Origin of the sequence: Paenibacillus sp. Soil522 (genome assembly GCF_001428245.1) — a bacterium.
Classification (GTDB): Bacteria; Bacillota; Bacilli; order Paenibacillales; family Paenibacillaceae; genus Pristimantibacillus.
In genome coordinates this window covers 11,669-28,463 of the sequence record NZ_LMRV01000062.1, presented here as the reverse complement: position 1 = coordinate 28,463, position 16,795 = coordinate 11,669, and the positions used below count along the sequence as shown (strand labels likewise).

The following is a 16,795-nucleotide window of genomic DNA, read 5'->3' as shown; positions in this document are numbered from 1 at the left end:
AGAAATCATAAATGCTGCCATGTAAGCGAATGCGGTTGTAGTCTTGAATAAACTGACTAACGATTTCATAAGCCTGTGGATAGGACTCAAATTCATGGYGACGATAGCATTCTAGTTCGATGATGGCGTGATAGGATTCAATATGAGCATTTTTATTCGGTGTTTTAGGCGGAATACGTTCGTGGATCACGGCGAATTCCGTACAGGCCTCTTCAAATCGATGGCTGATGAATTGTGGKCCGTTATCGGAACGAATGACAGGCTTATCTGTTTGGTCAAAGAGTTGGCGCTTCATGAGCGCTTCTTGCGTGATCTGAACGAGATGCTTGGCTTCACAGGTCAATCCAATATAATAGGCAACGATAGCACGATCAAACACGTCTATGATGCTCATAAGAAAGAAAAAGCGCTGCTCACCATGAACCCACCCATACTTAATATCGACCTCCCACAACTGATTGGAGCCTGTTATCACGCGATTATYTGCCAGTCGTTTGGGATACTTGATGATGATTTTGCGCTGTGGACGAAGTACATCYATGAGTTTGCATAGGCGGTAAACTTTCTTCTTGTTGATCTTCAGCTTATAGCGTCTTCGAAGAAGCACCGTAAGCTTTCGATAACCGTACGCTGCTCCTTCTCCTGCCAGGAACTCCGTGATCCATTCACAGATCTGTTCATCGCTTATGAACTTTCCGTCTTGTGTGTACGAATAACCAGGCGCGGGGCGGCCGACCCTGTGGATCGTTTTGGCTTCTTGTTGCATTCTTCTCAATTGTGCATAATACGTAGATCGTTCGACCTCTAATACACGCAGCACAAAGCTAATATTATGTCCTTGTCCAACGTATTTCTGGGMAATCTTTATTTTATCCGCAAGTGCGGGTTCGTTTTTTTTAGTAGGTCTTTGAGAATATCCCGCTCTAGGGCTTGCTCCGCAAAAAGCTTCTTTAATTTTTCATTTTCTTTTTCCAGTTGTGCATAGTCTTCCGCGGTAGGAATAAACTTGGCTGGCTTGACACTGTTCCCATCTAACTGATCCAAATCCTTACGGTTCAACTCTCTAGCCCACCTKAGAACCATCTTTGGGTCAAGCTCATGTTGGCGCGCTACCGCCGTCATATTGCCAATCTCTTTCCCCTTAGCTACCACCATTTTCTTGAAGTTTAAATCGTATTGTTTCTTCTTCATATCTTGTTCCCCTCCGCTTGATTTCATTGTATCTAAGTANAATCTCTTTCCCCTTAGCTACCACCATTTTCTTGAAGTTTAAATCGTATTGTTTCTTCTTCATATCTTGTTCCCCTCCGCTTGATTTCATTGTATCTAAGTAGGGGTGTACTGTCCAAGTCTAAATAGGGGGTAATAGCAATCACCTTTCCCCTCGTATAACTTCTACATCACGAAACAAAGTCCTCTCACTTGATAAGCGAGAAGACTCTGTTTTCAAGCTATTCGTCTTGTTGTTGTTGATTTCGATAAATTCATTTCTTCAACTTCAATACCATTAGCTTCAGCTGAGATGAATGCCTTGGTAGGGACCTATTCATCTTTGGAGATATTAACAGAAGGGCCATTAAAAATAGAACTCTTCGAGTATCTCTAACGCCTTCGTATGTCTACCTACCGAATAGCACTTTTTCAATTTATTCTCTCCCGTTACCGATTTGCCTTCTTCCCCGCTACAAATTGAATCATTTCGAGGGAGCGTAATGATTATAGTCGAAACTCCACATAAAATGGATGAAGTTCTTCATTTAAACAATACTCTATTCTCTGCCTGAAATTTCCCCAAGTCACCATCTCTAATGCTACTTCGATTGGAAAAAATCCTACTTCCAAAGACTCGGGAGTTGTTGTTAAATCTCCACCGATTGGTCTACCTAAAAATAAAGTGTTACAAATAGACTGACTTACATTTTGAAAAACACCACAAAATTTTGTTACCTCTATATCTATACCACTCTCTTCCTTTGTTTCCCTGATCGCTGCATTTTTCAACGATTCACCTTCTTCAACCACTCCCCCTGGCATTTCCCAACCTCGTTCAGGACCTTTTATTAATAATATTTCGTTACGCTCATTAAGTACAATTGTTGCTGCAGAAACAAAATGTTTTGGAGCCACCTCATCGTCCTCCTATTCTTCAATTTTATAAAACTATGTTACCACTATTTACCTAGTGGTGATATGCTGCCCGTTAGCATTCAATAAAAAAGGAGGCTCCCGCGCCTTCGCTTGGGCTACCTCCTCCTCCTCCTCATTATTACCATTTCCATTTTTTGTATGTTATTAGGGATATAAAAACTCAAAATATTGTCTATTAAAATATCTGGGGCAACAATTATCAGGTTACGTGGATCGGGCAACTGGGAATGAAGTATATGCTTTCTATATAAAGAAGTTCGCTCCTTTTTGGATTGTTTCGAGTACAGGGACAGGACCGTGAAAAGTTCTGGTGATAACGCGATAAATCAAACGGTGACCGTAACTCCTAGAGGTATAGCCGCCGTTCTATTCTACGTTCTGCTTTTCCTGTATTCCGACGGGGTCATTCCCGTTATCCTCTTATAGGCGTTGCTGAAGTAGGCCAGGTCCGAATACCCAACACGTTCGGCAATTTCAGATACGCGAAGCGTCGTTTGGGACAAAAACTGCTTCGCTTTCTCCATACGATGCTCCAACACATAATCGATGAAGTTGATTTTCATCTGCTGCTTGAACAATTGGCTTAAGTAGGAAGGATTCAGATGAACCTTTGCCGCAACCTCCTGAAGGGTTATATCTCCGGGTAGAACGGAGTGGATATAACGGACAGCTTGCTGGATCGGCGATTCTTGTTCGTCCTCATCCGCTGCGGCCGCAAGAGGTTTAGCGGCATCGACTTTGGCAAGGCGCCCCTGTATGGTCTCCAGGCAACTGCTCATGTCATCAACTTCAACGGGCTTGAGCAGGTAATCAACTACCTGTGCCCGTAAAGCGAACTGCAAATACGGGAAATCGTCATACCCGCTGATCATGACCACTTCGGTCTGTTGCTTCCGTTCTTGGAGCTGCTTCACCAGCGTTATGCCGTCCATAACCGGCATTTTCACATCCGTCATAATAACATGGGCGGTGTTGTTCTCCAGCCATTCCAGCGCCTCCAGCCCGTTGGAACACTCCTTCACGACTTGAAACGGATGTCCGCTGCGTTCGATTACCTTTCGTAAAGCGGTTCGTACCCAACGCTCATCATCTACCAGCAATATGCTGGACATAGGGATTACCTCCTCGTATCTTAGTCAGTCCGGACCACAGCATCGCCGTAGGGGAGGCGCAGGGTCACCCTCGTTCCTTTGCCCAATACGCTTTCAATAGTGGTACCGTAGGAATCTCCGAACAGATGGACAATCCTGCGGTGAACATTCTGGAGACCGATATGATTGCCGGTGTGTAACGATCCGACGTCTAGAAGGTTGTTGTGGATCCGTATCAACTGTTCCTCAGATATTCCGCTTCCTGTATCCTCAATTACAATAAACCATACCCCCTCCGAATCATCCGAATGGGCGGTAATGCGAATCCGGCTCGTTCCGCTGCCTGATTCGAAACCGTGCACCACACAATTCTCTATAATAGGCTGGAGCGAGAATTTTGCGATTTGTTCTTTACGGAACCGTTCCGGAATCAAAAATTCATATTCCAGCCTATCCTCGAAACGGTATTTCTGAATGCGAAGATACATCTCGCAAATCTTCAATTCATTCCCAAGCGTTACGCAGGGGGAGGGATTCCTTAGATTATATCGCAATAAGCGGGCCAAGGAAGCAGCCATGTCCGATATGTCGTCCATTCCCTGGTCCAGTGCCATACCCCGGATCGTTTCCAGCGAGTTGTACAAGAAATGGGGATTGACCTGAGCCTGCAGCATCTTTAGCTCCATTTCCTTCTGCTGCAGCGTCATCTCCGTCTCCTTCAACTTGGAGAAGTAAATCTGCTCCAGCAGCTCTCTCAGATTTTCCACCATCTTATTAAAGCCGTTGGTGAGCATGCCGAGCTCGTCCTTGGAGGAGACTACGGCTTTATTTGTAAAATCGCCCATTTCCACACGCTTCATTAGCCGCTGCAGCTGGCGGACCGGCTTAATGATGCTGGATGCCAACCCGATTCCGAAACAATAAGCAACGCCGAGGGTAACGATAATTGACCAAATGATCGTTCGTCCGATATAACCGATGCCTGCTGTCAATTCACGAAAAGGTACCGCCGTCACAAGCGTCCAGCCTAGAAAGGAGGAATGGCTGAACGTCAGAAAGCTCCGTTCCTGGCCGGCGGACAAGATAGAGCCGTTCGCTATCTTTTGCATTTCGTTCATTCCGTCAAGCTGTGCTTGGCTTCCGAGCTGCGACATGACGGGATGGTACACATAATGCCCTTGAGAATCGAGGATGAACATATAGCCTGTCTTCCCAATCGTTACTAGATCGGCAATTTCTTGAAAGCGCTTATAATTTACATCGATAACGAGCATCCCAATCGGCTCAAGCGTACTAGGACTGACCAACCGTTTCACGATGGAGATAACCGGTTCCGTATGGTCGGACCATTTTATGACCCGGCTGACAAGCATGGGCTCCCCGTTGGCCGGCGCTAATTTGTACCAATATTCATCCATTAATGGAGCCAGGGGCTCAATGCTGTCGTCGCTCCTTAGATCGAGAATCAGGAAATCACTTAGGAACACGCTGATATTCGATATATCCGAGCGGGAATATGCGGAGTTCTGAAGGAGCTGCATAATCGACTGGCGAATCTGGGAGTGTTCGACTTCCTCCAAGGTATTCATCTTGACAAGCTTCCCCATATCGGGATGATTGATAATCTTTAGAGCAATGATCTCAATATCTCGGACGTAATGCTCCACATGGGACTTCACCTGCTCGATAATTTGCCAGCTGTATTGTCTGGCTTCATTCTGCAGCACGCCGGATGATCGCTGATAGGAGATCATCCCGACGATGACCATCGGAATGATGACAAGAATCGCCGAAAAGACAAGAAGCCTTAAGACAAGGGAACGATTCCGTAAAAAAACAGTTTGCATGAACCAATAACGTGCCTTGCTCCAGAACATTCCCGGCAACTCTCCTTTTGATTGCATCCTGATGCTATGTGATATTCATTCATTATAGCATCGTTGGTGAGAGCTTTTGCAACGAATCATTACCTTCATTCTTTGGGCCCAGGCAAGGAAAGGGGAGGCGTGTGAGCCTCCCGATTATGGATGTTGCGATTGTCGATACAATTACATGTTCTTGGCTTTCTCGATGGCATCGAGAACTTCCTTATAATCAGAACGATACTTTTCGATCATGGGCTTGACCGCTTCCTGCCAAGGCTTCAGGTCGCTGATGTCAGTAACGGTGACGCCTGCCGCTCTGACTTTATCTTCGGCTTCCTTCTCGAATTTCTTCCACTGCTCGCGCTGGTAAGCGACAGATTCCATTGCTGCTTCCTTGATGGCCTGCTTATCAGCGTCGGACAGCTTATCCCAAGTGACCTTGCTCGCCATCAGCACCTCCGGTACGCGCTGGTGGGCATCCATGATAAAATTCTTGGCTTGTTCATAGTGCTTGGAAGTGTAGAAGCTTGGCCAGTTATTCTCGGCTCCGTCGATAACGCCGGTTTGTAGAGCATTGAATACATCGCCGTATGGCATTGGAGTTGCGCTTGCTCCCAGAGCTTGCATCAGGTCGATGTTCACCTTATTCTGGATAACGCGAATCTTCATTCCTTTCAGATCCTCAATGCTCGTAACCGGCTTGCGGGTATAGAAGCTTCGTGCGCCGGAGTCATAATAGCTAAGCCCCATGAATTTCGAATCGCTCAACCCTTCGAGCAGCTTTTGGGCATCAGGACCGTTCAGAAAGTTCCATTCATGCTCTTCGTTCTCAAAGATATACGGCAAGCTGAATACGCCAAAAGCTTTATTAAACTCAGCCAAAGGGCCGGTACTGACTCGGGTAAATTCGATAGCACCCAGCTGAACCTGCTCGATAACGGCCTTCTCTTCACCAAGCTGGGAGGAGGGGAATACTTCGATCTTGATGCGCCCATTGGTCTTCTGATTGACGAGCTCCGCGAATTTCTTGTCTCCAAGCGTCGTCGGATAATCCGCAGGATGGGATTCGGCGAGACGGAATGTGTATGTCGGTTGCTTTTGTTCGCCTTCGGGTGCCGGTGACGCCTCGCTGACGCCGGCGTTCTTGTCTGCTGCACCGCAGCCTGCAAGAATAGTCCCCGTTACCAGTACTGTCGCAATCATACTTGTAAACGCCTTAATTTTCATTGACGATCATTCCCCTCTATTTTTCGTTATTTGTTTATGTTCCCAGTATAGATGAAAGCGCATCCATTTCGTATGCGATGAAATTTATGTGTTTTTGTAAATTTTTTAGATCAATTATTTATATCATTATGGCGTACCGTTTACCAGATGAGGCAGCCAAAGCGATATCTGCGGAATGTAAGTGACCAGCAGCAGGGCAATGCACATCGCGAAAAAGAATGGCCAGGAAGCCTTCGTTGCTTGACTGACTGGTACCTTGCCCAATGCGCACCCGATAAATAATACCGTTCCGACAGGCGGGGTAATAAGTCCGATACCGCAGTTTAAGATCAAGATAATCCCAAAGTGGATCGGATCGATTCCAAGAGCTGTGGCGACAGGAAGAAGGATAGGAGTCATGATGAGGATCATGGGTGCCATATCCATTGGGAATCCGATGAGCAACAGCAGTATGTTGATCATCAAGAGAATCACATACGGATTGTCCGATACGCTCAGAAACAGATCGGTAAGCATAGCGGGTACCTGCAAATAGGCCAGGATCCAACCGAAAGCATCGGATGCGGCAATAAGGAACAGCACCATGGCAACCGTGCGGAAGGTCCTTTTTAAGATTAAACTAACATGACGAAGCGGAACGTCTTTATATACGAAAAAGGTGAGAATGAATGCGTATACGCAAGCAACCGCTCCGGCTTCCGTAGCCGTAAACCAACCGCTCAATATACCGCCGAGAATAATGACTCCCGTCATTAGGGACAAGAAACCGTCACGAATAATCTTCGGTACTTGCGACCATGTAATAGGTTCACCCTTCGGATAATTCCGTTTGACCGCGATCGTATAAGAGATGATCATGAGCGTGAACATAAGGACCAGGCCAGGAACAATGCCGCCCAAGAACAGGCTGGATACGGATACGCCTCCAGCTGCAACCGAGAACAGGACCAGATTATGGCTGGGCGGGAAGATAACGCCTTGGATCGAAGCGGAGGTTGTGACAGCCACGGCGTAGTCCGCATCGTATCCTTTCTTCTTCATAGCAGGAATAAGAACAGAACCGATCGAGGAGACGTCAGCGGCAGCAGATCCGGAAATGTTCCCGAAGAACATACACGCCACACAGTTGACAAGCGCCAATCCGCCTCGAACCGCGCCGACGAAGAGCTGTGCGAAGTTAACCAGCCGAATAGCCATACCCCCGGCGCTCATAATCTGCCCGGCGAGGATGAAGAAAGGAATCGCTAAGAGCGAGAAGGAATTAATCCCTTGAATCATGCGCTGTCCGACTACAACCCACGGAAGATCTAGATAGATAAGGGTGATCAACGTCGATCCAGCTAACGTTATGGAAATAGGGAACCTCAGTAGAATCAAGAAAAAGAAGGATACCGCAAGTATAATGACTGCCGTCGTATTCATGTCTTCGGCACCTCCTCATCGATGTGCTCATGCCGGATCGTCTCAATGCCGATCAACTGCAGGAAGGTGTAAACGCAAATCATGACTCCCGTAATCGGCATGACCAGATACATGCTACTGTTTGGCAGCTTCGTTGCCGGCAGGGTGGATTCATTCATCAATACGGTAAACTCCCAGCCGTTCTTAATCAAATAAAAGCCAAATGCGAAGATGCAGACCTGGATAACTTTATCCAGCACCTTATTGATCCGTTTCGGTAACAGGTTAGTAAAGCTGTCCATCGCTAAGTGAAGCTTCTCGCGGAAGCCGATGGCAATGCCCATGAAGGAGAACCAAACCATCAGGAGGAGAGTTATTTCCTCCGACCAGAAGAACACGAAATTGAACAATTTTCTCGTGATGACTTGAATCGCGACGATGATCGCCATGGATGCGATAGCAACCAATGCGAAATTTTCGAAAAACGAATCGATCGCAAGCGCGATACGCTTTATGGTCATCTTCATTTGTAATTCCTCCTTTTTCTCGATAGATTGTAAGTGCTTACAAAGTCTAAGTTTAAAAGAGGAAGCCGGATTTGGTAATGCTATTGGTTTTAGGTTTTTTTGTAATTTTTTTAGAACTCCTATAAATAGGGTAGTGTTGGCCGCATCAAGAGGCTATGATTGTGGAGTGAAACATAACGATGTATACATGTATGCAAGTGTGTAGGATGGTCATTTTCGGTAGCCCAAAGGTACCCTCACTATTGGGATGAATAAATGAGGTGTCGTCCGGGCTATTGTTATTGTGTTATTCGTGGGCATCATCCAAAGTGATTAAGAAAGCTTCACCACGTATTCTGGTGGTAGAATAACGGCTGCTTTATCCGGAACAAAGAGGAAAAACAAAAATGCGTAGAGTCTATCAGAAGTTACTGCTTGCTACGTCGGTTCCATGGGCCTTCTGACCGCGTGCGCCAACCCGTCCGCCCCGTCCGAGGACACGAGCAGCGGGTCGTTAAACTCAGCTTCAGAATGGTATGAGCAAATTCTTAAAAACAGCATTAATGGCGAGCTAAACGTTTTCCTTAAGCAGAACGTGACCGAATACGTGCGGCTGGAAAATGTGGTGGGCAATGTTGAGGTAGCCGCCAGTGCGGATGACAGACTAACCGTTCAAGCTACCCTACAGTCTTTGAATAATGATACGGGCAAGAACATCGTCAAGGACCTCTCGGAGCAAGCTGAGGTTCCTGTAAGGGTAGACGGCGTCTTTTTCATCTGAGATATATTACTATAATTGGTGACATTATAAGTTCGAATTAACCCGCCTGTTAGCATAATAAAATGAGCAGGTTACCGTAGAACCTGCTCATCAATGTGTATCATTCAACATCGTTCTCCGTTACCGTAATAACTGCCATGTAAGTAAACTCATATTAGTGTTTTTTTACACTTGCTTATTCGTAAAATTAATGTCCACGAAAATATTCTTTTCCTTATCTTTCCTCTAAAGCTGCTTCAAAAGCCGAAGAAACTTTTTCAAATTCCTCATCATTTTCGATCACCGAAAGCTCATCATTCTCGTTGACTTGCAGAAAGAATATATCTAGATCCTCTTTTTCCTTCTCCCCATCCTCAAGCTCGTCCAAGTATGCAACTGCTATGTAATGTTGGTTCTCCAAATCTAGAGAACCCAACACCTCGACCTCTTGTTCAGCTCCCTCATCGTCCACCAGCGTGAGAACTTCACCGTTTTCAATCACTATATTTAGCCCTCCCTCACATTATTTCTAATATATTTTTCCACAAAGCTTGAAAAAAATTCATTAAATGTAATTCAAGAAAACGCCATTGATTCATACGTAAGCATCAAAACCGCTTCAGATCGCGAATCTCAAACGTCCACTCCGGTGTACGGATGTCCTCTTGTTGATCGTCCAGCACGTACCACGGGCTTAATCCCTTGTCGTTCGGATTCGCTAAAATTTGAATGTTTTGCGCCGGCATGTAGCTTTGGGCCAACATGTACAGCTTCTTCCCGGTCTCCCGATGCACTGCCATGTCAACGACAAGGACCGCGTGGCCGGGAGTCCCTCCTTGGACGAACACATCGCCGATGCGCATATCCGTGACCAGGACGGATTTCATCTCCTGCGACAAAGACAGCGATCCCGCATAAATGAACACAAACTCCATATATTTGCGGAAATCCTCATAAGTGTTCGATGCCTCGGCCTTCTTCACCCATTCCGTCTCATTCCCTTCCACCGCCACCCGGTACCCTTGCATCCATTTGCTGTAATCAACGAGAAAACCGTTCGTCAAATGAAAACGAATTAGATCAAAATGTCCGCTTTGATACAGGTACTCGCCTCTTAACCTCATCACCGCATCGGCGCATTGCTGCAAATCTTTCTTCCCGATATCCATGTCAATCACGGCTGTGTAGGCTCGCGTATTTTGTTTGACCGTACCGTCGTAGTGAAAAACCTTGGAGCCATGCGGCTTCAACGGCAGATCACGGAGGTAGGCCGCGAACGTGCCTTCTTCTAAATCCGGTTCCGTTTCGGCACGCTCATATCCTTCCGGGAGAGTAAATCGCTCGCTGATCGTATCACCTGTTTCGTTCAGCAGTGAGGTGGATCTCACGTGTAATTTGGTGTTGGGTTCCGGTAGTGAGGGGGATTTAACCAGTGTTTTAGTGTCGGGTTCCGGGCTGCACGCCGCCAATCCGACCGCCAGAACTGTGGATATCGCTGCTAAAATCATTCGTTTGCCGGGTAAGATCATCTTTTGGTTGCTCCTTATATTTTTATCCATATGTTTTTTTCTTGAACGGCTTCTTGCTTCGTTTTTTCTGAAACCCCTTCATTTTTAGACTTGCAAGCAATCAATGTACCTACCAACAAATGACATAGATAATAGTAATAAAATAAATTTTTTCATTAAGAATACTTCCTCTCAAAAATTAGACGATTAATCTGATAAAATGTTTCAAACTGATATATTCCTTTTTCCACTAACCTCCCGTTACTTCAATGAAAAAAACAGACTGCCACTGCAATCTGCTTCATTCCACTATCATACCGGGAGAGTTCAATGAGTAGTAACTACACTTAATTAAAAACGCTGTTTTCGTAAATATTGTTGTTTTAAAGATAATATTTAACAGCATTCATCAAGCGGCTAAATTGACTATTTAATAATAATATTGCGAATTTCTTTATAGTGTTCTTCATTTATTAAACCATTTTAATCTATTATTCCAATAAACCCTGTCCCAGTCTGATAATTGTCATTTTCCATCTGAGGATCTACAGTCCATTTCTTTGCAATAAATAAAACATCTTCTTCGTCAGGTAAATTTGGTTCTTCAACATCTAAATCAGTAAAAATAAGATTATTTTCAAGTTCTTCTTTACTAATTTCACCTTGATTAATAATGGTTTCTCCAGTCTCTCCTAAGTATCCGTAGGCACGAACTAGCTTGCCATTAATAGATTTTGCCCAAGCATGGTACTCAACAACTCGATGTGTTCCAAAATAATAGGCCTCTCCAAAACTCAAACTCAAATCAGATATTACAGTTAATGGATTTGGTGATTCTGTTCCACTTAAATCTGGCATAATCGAATTAATCACTAATGTCCAACCATTAATTGGAGGAGATATAAAATAGTATCCTTCGTAAGCTCCTTCAATTCCAGTTCTCCAATTAGTGATTTGAATATTTTTTAGCTTCATTGCTTCTAATACAGCTTGGGTATCATTAGTCTTAACCGCAAACCATTGACACTTATAACCAAATTCAACTGGCAAGTCAAGATTCGAATCGAATTTTATTGCTTTTGGACCTAATTTGGTTGAATTCTGATTACTAACTAAATTTTTTTTAATATTAATTCGTTTTTTAAAATATAAAAATATCAATACTAAAATAATAATTTCCAATATTACATAAAAGATTTTCATGAGTTTTCTCCTGACTACTCTTACTTATAACGTTTATTTTTCAAACTTCGCAAAAGTTTCTTTATTTGAATTCGCGAAATCAATACACCTGCACATTATCTTTTAGTGATTTTCCCAATCTTCTATCCGTTCGGACACAAACTATTCGACAGCCGTTTACCGCAACTGCATCCCATCCTCCAGTTTGGCCGCATAGTACGTAATTGAACAGCCTGCCGATCGCATCAGCAGGCTGTTCTAAATTAGTCGGTATCGCCCAAGAGTATATCGATTTCCGCCGCGGCACGGTCCAATCCTTCTTGAACGGTCAATTCGCCAAGAAATATTTTACTCATGAATCCGGTATACACTTGTTCGATATTTCCCCAGTTTTTGACCGGCGGACGCAGAAACGCGTCATCCGTGGCTTCAACATAAGGATAAAGGTAAGAATCCCGGTTAACCGTCCAAGCAAAACGCGCTTCCAGGTTGGTCGGGATCAATCCGGTTTTCGCCATCGTAAGCTGTGCCTCCTTTCCCGTCATCCATTTCATAAACGTCCATGCCTGAACAGGGTTTCTGCTGCCTTTCATAATGACCAAATGATTGCCGCCCATAATTGAAGCCGAGCCATTGCCGCGCGGAAACGGTACTGGAACGGTCTGCTTTAAGGTCCGGTCCAATTCGGCGCCCTCCAATTTGCTATAATACCATGGTCCTTCATCCGTCATAAGCACATTTCCTGTCTTTACTCCGATCCAATTGTCGCTGCGGTCGTTCATACTTGAAAAATGGAGAAGATTTTCCCTGTAAAGCGAATTTAACACCTCGACCGCTTGAACTGTGTCTTCGCTATTTAAAAATCCGGTTGACTTGGTGAAATGATCATCCATCAGAGCCCCCCCGAGGCTGTAGATATAAGGAAGCGTATCCCATGGCTCCCACCCCCCGAGTCCGATCGTATAACGGTTTTGCCTGGCGACCTCAATCACATCCTGAAGCGTGCGCGGAGGCTCCGAATATCCTGCCCGTTCGAGAAGCTCCCGGTTAAAAATGGCCGACTTGACGTAAATATCAAGCGGCAGAGAATATAATTGCTTCTGGTCAAAGCCGACTCTCATTGCCTCCCGATGAAAAAGGCGGATGATATCCCCGTAACCGGAGTATCCGTTTATCGGCTCCAGAAGTCCTTTATGTGTAAACTCGGGTACCCAGGCTAGCTCGATCCGAACGACATCCGGCCCCCGGTTTGAGGATGCAAGCGTAATCAAGGTGTTCCTTAATTCATTATTTACGGCCAGGTTTATGGAATTGACACGAATGTTCGGACGCTGTCGTTCAAAAACGGGAATAAGTTCTTCCTCGAGCACCCGGGTTTCTTCATCGCTGTAAGTGTGCCAGAAAGAAATAATGCTAATTTCTTTTCCGTGCAGCGTTTCAACCATTTCCGGATCGGAGATGACCGATTGCCTTCCGCATCCGGCAATCCATACAACACCCAGCAATATGAAGATCATGTAAATCGAACGGAAGGCCATGGCGGAATACCTCCTTCTAATTGAATTGCGACCCAGCCGCCCGATGCTTATCCCTGTATTCGACCGGAGTGAGTCCCGTCGCTTTTTTGAACATTCTGCTAAAATATTTCACATCATTAAAACCGGCGGCTCCGGCTACATCATAGATCCGGCTCTCACTTTGCGCCAAAAGCCGTTTTGCTTCCCGAATACGAAGTTCAATTATATAATCGATAAAATTTCTTCCCGTTTGTTTTTTGAATAACAGACTGAAATAGCTTTTATTGAGATGAACGATATCCGCCACACTCTGCAATGTCAAATTCTCTGTATAATGATCGGCTATATATTTCAGAGCCTTGATGATCATTTGCCCGCCATATCCGCTGTTCGTCAGATTCGATATGACCGGCTTCACGATTTCCTCCATTAGGCCAATCAAATCAGATACCAATTGTTCCAACGTTTCCGCCCGCTGAAGCAGATCAAGCTGTTCGGGAAGCAATGATCCTGTGTCCTCATGCAGTTCATGAACACGGGAAATAAGATAGCACGCCTCATGCTTCACTTGATCCGGGGTTTGCTCCCCTCTTTTCCATTGTTCAAGCGCAAAATCAGCGGCGATGGAAACCGGATCACCATTGCGAATGATTTCATAGAAAGGTGTCCAATCCCTCTGCCCTTCCAGATCCGTTAACGACTGTTCATTGCCTTCTTCCGATCCGTTCATGCGGTACAGACCGCCTATACCTTCGAAAAATCGCTTTTGGCAGGCTGACCGGCTGGAGAAAAATCCATGCAGAATGCTGCATATTCCTTGCTCGATTACGAAGCCGACCGACGTTGAAATTCCCCATTCCGTTTCCAAAGACTGCTTCCATTGAAGCAGACGCTTCTCCTCTTCCCCATCGTGATCCGGAAACAGAAGAAACATACTGTTCTCGGATACCAGCATTGCGGCACCCTCACTTACCTTCAAATAAAAGCTTTCCTGCAAATCCTCCAGAAGCATCTGCACATAAAGATATCCGTGATTTTCTATCCACTCCTCCGCTCCGTCAAGCATGAGGTAAGCACAAATATAGCGCTCTTCCAACCATCCAGGAGCCCAATCGGCTGATGATAAGGGAAATTGCTCCTGAGCGATCAATCTCTTGATTTCTTGTTCGACACTTTTTCGTTCCCTGTAAAGAGCTCCCTCCCGGAAATGAAACAGCTCGTAGTCCTTTCTCCGCTCTTCTTCGATCATGGAGATACAACGCTTAAGAACAGCAAGAAGGTCATCGCGGTTCAAGGTCAATTTTAACAAATAATCGACAGCGCCCAGCTTAAGCCCCTCTTTCACGTATTCAAAATCGCTGTAGTTGCTGATCAGAATAACTTTCAGCAAAGGATAGAGCGCCAGTGCCTGCCTGATAAGCTGTATGCCGTTTAACAAAGGCATTTTAATGTCCGTGATAAGAATATCAAAGTGACGGGTCTCCAGGGCGGCAAGCGCCTCCTCCCCGTTTGCGCAGCCGTGTTCCGCCGACATTTCCTCCTTTTCCCAATCAATAAAGGCATGGATGCCGCTGCTGATAATCGGCTCGTCATCCACAATGAGTACACGATACATCACATTTCCTCCCGATCTATGTTTCTATGAAACGAATTCCAATTGCTTTTTTAACAGAATTCGAATAGTGGCGCCTTTTTCCGGGCCGTCCGTTATGGACCATTCCGAATAGCCGGCGTAATAAAGACGCAGCGTATCATAGAGATGTCGCATACCGATGCCGATTTCACTGCTGGCAATAGCCGTCTCCGGATCGTTTAACAGCTTCAGCTTTCGGCTCCCGATGCCCAGCCCGTCATCTGAAATAAGAATCTCCATATTCCCTTCTGCCGCACGAATCCGTATCAAGATTCGGCCATCCGTTTTTTTCGGGACGATTCCATGAAAAATGGCGTTTTCCACCAGCGGCTGCAGCAGCATACGGGGAATAAAGATTCCCTCCATGCCCGGTTCCACGTCCAGTTCGAGGTGGAATTTTTTTTCGTATCGAAGCTCGAGAATGACCAGGTACTTTCGGATAATGTCCAGTTCTTCCGTCACCGTTATGATGTTCCCGCTTTTGCCCATATTCGCCTCAAGCAGCCGATTCAGGGCCGACAAGACCCCAGAAGCGCGTTCGTTTTGGTTCGATTGAATCAACCACCCGAGGGTGCTTAGCGTATTATAAAGGAAGTGCGGGTGGACTCGGTGAGTGACAGCGCGCAATTCCGCATGATGCTTCTGACTCTGCTCATCTTTCACCTGGTGCATCAACCGTTCGATTTCATCAAGCATCCGGTTGAATTGATTGCCAAGAAGTCCGATTTCATCGGAGGACCGGACCACTGTTCTTACTTTCATATGTCCTTGCTTGATACGCCGTATGTCACTGGTAAGCTGATTTACGGGCTTGACCACTCTATTGGAGATAAACAATCCTATGGCGATAGCAAGTATCGAGAACACGGCGGATGAAAGCAAAACCCTGGATTTGAGACGATCCAGCTGCCGGGTGATTTCCTGAACCGGAACGGTACCGACAATCATCCAGCCGTTGCTCAGAAGCTGCTTGACCCCGTAATAAGGTACTCCGTTCATGCTAAATTCAAATTCCGTCCGATCATGATCCACAATGTTTTTGAATAATTCGGGATCCTCTACTTGCTTGTTGATCAAGCGAAGATCACTGTCGATCATGATCTTTCCTGCGGTATCCACGACAAAAAACTTTCCAGTCTCCCCTAGCTTGAGCTTGTCGATTGTGCCGAGAATGGAACTTCCGTCCAAATGAACCTGTACCAGTCCGATATTCTCGAGCGTGTCAAAGTTTTTCAATACCCGGCTGACAGGAACAACCAGATCTGTATTGACACCGCCTCCGCTGAGACGGTCAAATTGAATCCCCTGCCAGACAAGCTCCCCGTCCTTGCGATTGGCCTCCTTCACCCACTCCAGCTCGGACAGCCGTATGCTTTTCAGTTTCGTCTCGGAAAAGGCGCCGCTGCCCCAACCTCTGCCGTCCTCGTTAAATACATAAACAATCTTCACAAAGGAGTTGGAATAAACCGTATTGTTCAGCAAACTATTGATAAATTTATAATTCCAGCTCTCCTCATAAGACGGACTGTTGTTCAAGTGCATCGTGGCGCGCTGAATATTCGGGTTGCCGGCAAAGAAATCAGACGTATTGATCCCGGCGTTTATGATGGAAGAAAGCGAGTCCGCCGTTTGTTTGCTGATTTGCACGATAGACTCCCGGACATTTTTTTTCAAAATCGAATTTGATTCCAGATAGTAAGACAAGCTTGTAAAGAAAACCGGAATCAAGATCACGAGTACAAGCGCAAGTATGATTTTGGCTGAAAAGCTGTTCATTAACATTCGTATCATGGCGCATCACCTAATTTGTATTCTTTCAATTATTGTACATGGTTATGATTGCAATAAGCCATTGAAGGATTTGGAAAGCTGCATAGTGTCTTATGTTTGCTAAACTGCATAAAGAAATACACCTGCCATTTCAATAAAAATAGTTAAGTATCTTTAATTATTAATA

General features: G+C 45.4%; 15 protein-coding genes. 1 reads left to right on the top strand and 14 read right to left on the bottom strand.

All coding sequences use genetic code 11. The features are described from left to right. The 8 genes from ASG81_RS20425 to ASG81_RS20390 form a co-directional block, all read right to left on the bottom strand. The coding region (locus ASG81_RS20425; protein ID WP_162255048.1) for a DDE-type integrase/transposase/recombinase at nt 1-820 on the bottom strand (820 nt) is incomplete at its 3' end. A gap of 44 nt (nt 821-864) precedes the next feature. Next, nucleotides 865-1,191: a transposase gene (locus ASG81_RS34090; RefSeq protein ID WP_056638475.1), complete on the bottom strand. Its 327-nt coding sequence runs from the start codon at nt 1,189-1,191 to the stop codon at nt 865-867. Between the two features lie 525 nt (nt 1,192-1,716). Continuing rightward, on the bottom strand, nt 1,717-2,127 hold the full coding sequence (locus tag ASG81_RS20415) for an NUDIX hydrolase (protein WP_056638472.1): 411 nt from the start codon (nt 2,125-2,127) through the stop codon (nt 1,717-1,719). Nucleotides 2,128-2,519: 392 nt separating this feature from the next. Continuing rightward, complete coding sequence (locus tag ASG81_RS20410; RefSeq protein WP_056638469.1) at nt 2,520-3,260, bottom strand: response regulator transcription factor; 741 nt, start codon at nt 3,258-3,260, stop codon at nt 2,520-2,522. 20 nt (nt 3,261-3,280) lie between these two features. Next, on the bottom strand, nt 3,281-5,116 hold the full coding sequence (locus ASG81_RS20405) for a sensor histidine kinase (protein ID WP_056638466.1): 1,836 nt from the start codon (nt 5,114-5,116) through the stop codon (nt 3,281-3,283). A gap of 171 nt (nt 5,117-5,287) precedes the next feature. Continuing rightward, nucleotides 5,288-6,331 (bottom strand): TRAP transporter substrate-binding protein, encoded by a 1,044-nt coding sequence (locus tag ASG81_RS20400; protein ID WP_056638463.1) that lies wholly within the window; start codon nt 6,329-6,331, stop codon nt 5,288-5,290. A 126-nt stretch (nt 6,332-6,457) separates the two neighbouring features. Further along, entirely contained in the window at nt 6,458-7,753 is a 1,296-nt protein-coding gene (locus ASG81_RS20395; protein WP_056638460.1) for a TRAP transporter large permease, read from the bottom strand. Then, entirely contained in the window at nt 7,750-8,259 is a 510-nt protein-coding gene (locus ASG81_RS20390) for a TRAP transporter small permease (RefSeq protein ID WP_056638457.1), read from the bottom strand. Before ASG81_RS20390 ends, ASG81_RS20395 begins: the two co-directional genes overlap by 4 nt. Nucleotides 8,260-8,689: 430 nt before the next feature. On the opposite strand from ASG81_RS20390, the gene ASG81_RS20385 reads away from it, so the two are divergent. Continuing rightward, nucleotides 8,690-9,019, top strand: a complete 330-nt coding sequence (locus ASG81_RS20385) for a hypothetical protein (RefSeq protein WP_056638454.1) — start codon at nt 8,690-8,692, stop codon at nt 9,017-9,019. 214 nt (nt 9,020-9,233) lie between these two features. On the opposite strand, the gene ASG81_RS20380 is transcribed toward ASG81_RS20385, so the two are convergent. The 6 genes from ASG81_RS20380 to ASG81_RS20355 all read right to left on the bottom strand — a co-directional run bounded on the left by ASG81_RS20380 (nt 9,234) and on the right by ASG81_RS20355 (nt 16,629). Then, a complete protein-coding gene (locus ASG81_RS20380; protein ID WP_235548952.1) occupies nt 9,234-9,500 on the bottom strand; it encodes a DUF1292 domain-containing protein in 267 nt (88 codons plus the stop codon). A 106-nt stretch (nt 9,501-9,606) separates the two neighbouring features. Further along, nucleotides 9,607-10,527: a DUF4846 domain-containing protein gene (locus ASG81_RS20375; protein WP_162255047.1), complete on the bottom strand. Its 921-nt coding sequence runs from the start codon at nt 10,525-10,527 to the stop codon at nt 9,607-9,609. A gap of 462 nt (nt 10,528-10,989) precedes the next feature. Further along, the gene (locus tag ASG81_RS20370) at nt 10,990-11,709 is read right to left on the bottom strand and encodes a hypothetical protein (RefSeq protein ID WP_056638448.1); all 720 of its coding nucleotides are present in this window, start codon (nt 11,707-11,709) and stop codon (nt 10,990-10,992) included. Between the two features lie 242 nt (nt 11,710-11,951). Further along, nucleotides 11,952-13,226: an extracellular solute-binding protein gene (locus ASG81_RS20365; protein ID WP_056638445.1), complete on the bottom strand. Its 1,275-nt coding sequence runs from the start codon at nt 13,224-13,226 to the stop codon at nt 11,952-11,954. A gap of 16 nt (nt 13,227-13,242) precedes the next feature. After that, a complete protein-coding gene (locus ASG81_RS20360) occupies nt 13,243-14,820 on the bottom strand; it encodes a response regulator transcription factor (RefSeq protein ID WP_056638441.1) in 1,578 nt (525 codons plus the stop codon). Between the two features lie 24 nt (nt 14,821-14,844). After that, a complete protein-coding gene (locus ASG81_RS20355) occupies nt 14,845-16,629 on the bottom strand; it encodes a sensor histidine kinase (RefSeq protein WP_056638438.1) in 1,785 nt (594 codons plus the stop codon). Nucleotides 16,630-16,795: the final 166 nt, after the last annotated feature.

Excerpts from the sequence above, each read along its gene's own strand:
- ASG81_RS20370 (WP_056638448.1), bottom strand. The coding sequence starts at position 11,709 with ATGAAAATCTTTTATGTAATATTGGAAATTATTATTTTAGTATTGATA.
- ASG81_RS20410 (WP_056638469.1), bottom strand. The coding sequence starts at position 3,260 with ATGTCCAGCATATTGCTGGTAGATGATGAGCGTTGGGTACGAACCGCT.
- ASG81_RS20375 (WP_162255047.1), bottom strand. The coding sequence starts at position 10,527 with ATGATCTTACCCGGCAAACGAATGATTTTAGCAGCGATATCCACAGTT.
- ASG81_RS20355 (WP_056638438.1), bottom strand. The coding sequence starts at position 16,629 with ATGATACGAATGTTAATGAACAGCTTTTCAGCCAAAATCATACTTGCG.
- ASG81_RS20385 (WP_056638454.1), top strand. The coding sequence starts at position 8,690 with ATGGGCCTTCTGACCGCGTGCGCCAACCCGTCCGCCCCGTCCGAGGAC.
- ASG81_RS20400 (WP_056638463.1), bottom strand. The coding sequence starts at position 6,331 with ATGAAAATTAAGGCGTTTACAAGTATGATTGCGACAGTACTGGTAACG.
- ASG81_RS20395 (WP_056638460.1), bottom strand. The coding sequence starts at position 7,753 with ATGAATACGACGGCAGTCATTATACTTGCGGTATCCTTCTTTTTCTTG.
- ASG81_RS20390 (WP_056638457.1), bottom strand. The coding sequence starts at position 8,259 with ATGAAGATGACCATAAAGCGTATCGCGCTTGCGATCGATTCGTTTTTC.
- ASG81_RS20360 (WP_056638441.1), bottom strand. The coding sequence starts at position 14,820 with ATGTATCGTGTACTCATTGTGGATGACGAGCCGATTATCAGCAGCGGC.
- ASG81_RS20405 (WP_056638466.1), bottom strand. The coding sequence starts at position 5,116 with ATGTTCTGGAGCAAGGCACGTTATTGGTTCATGCAAACTGTTTTTTTA.
- ASG81_RS20365 (WP_056638445.1), bottom strand. The coding sequence starts at position 13,226 with ATGGCCTTCCGTTCGATTTACATGATCTTCATATTGCTGGGTGTTGTA.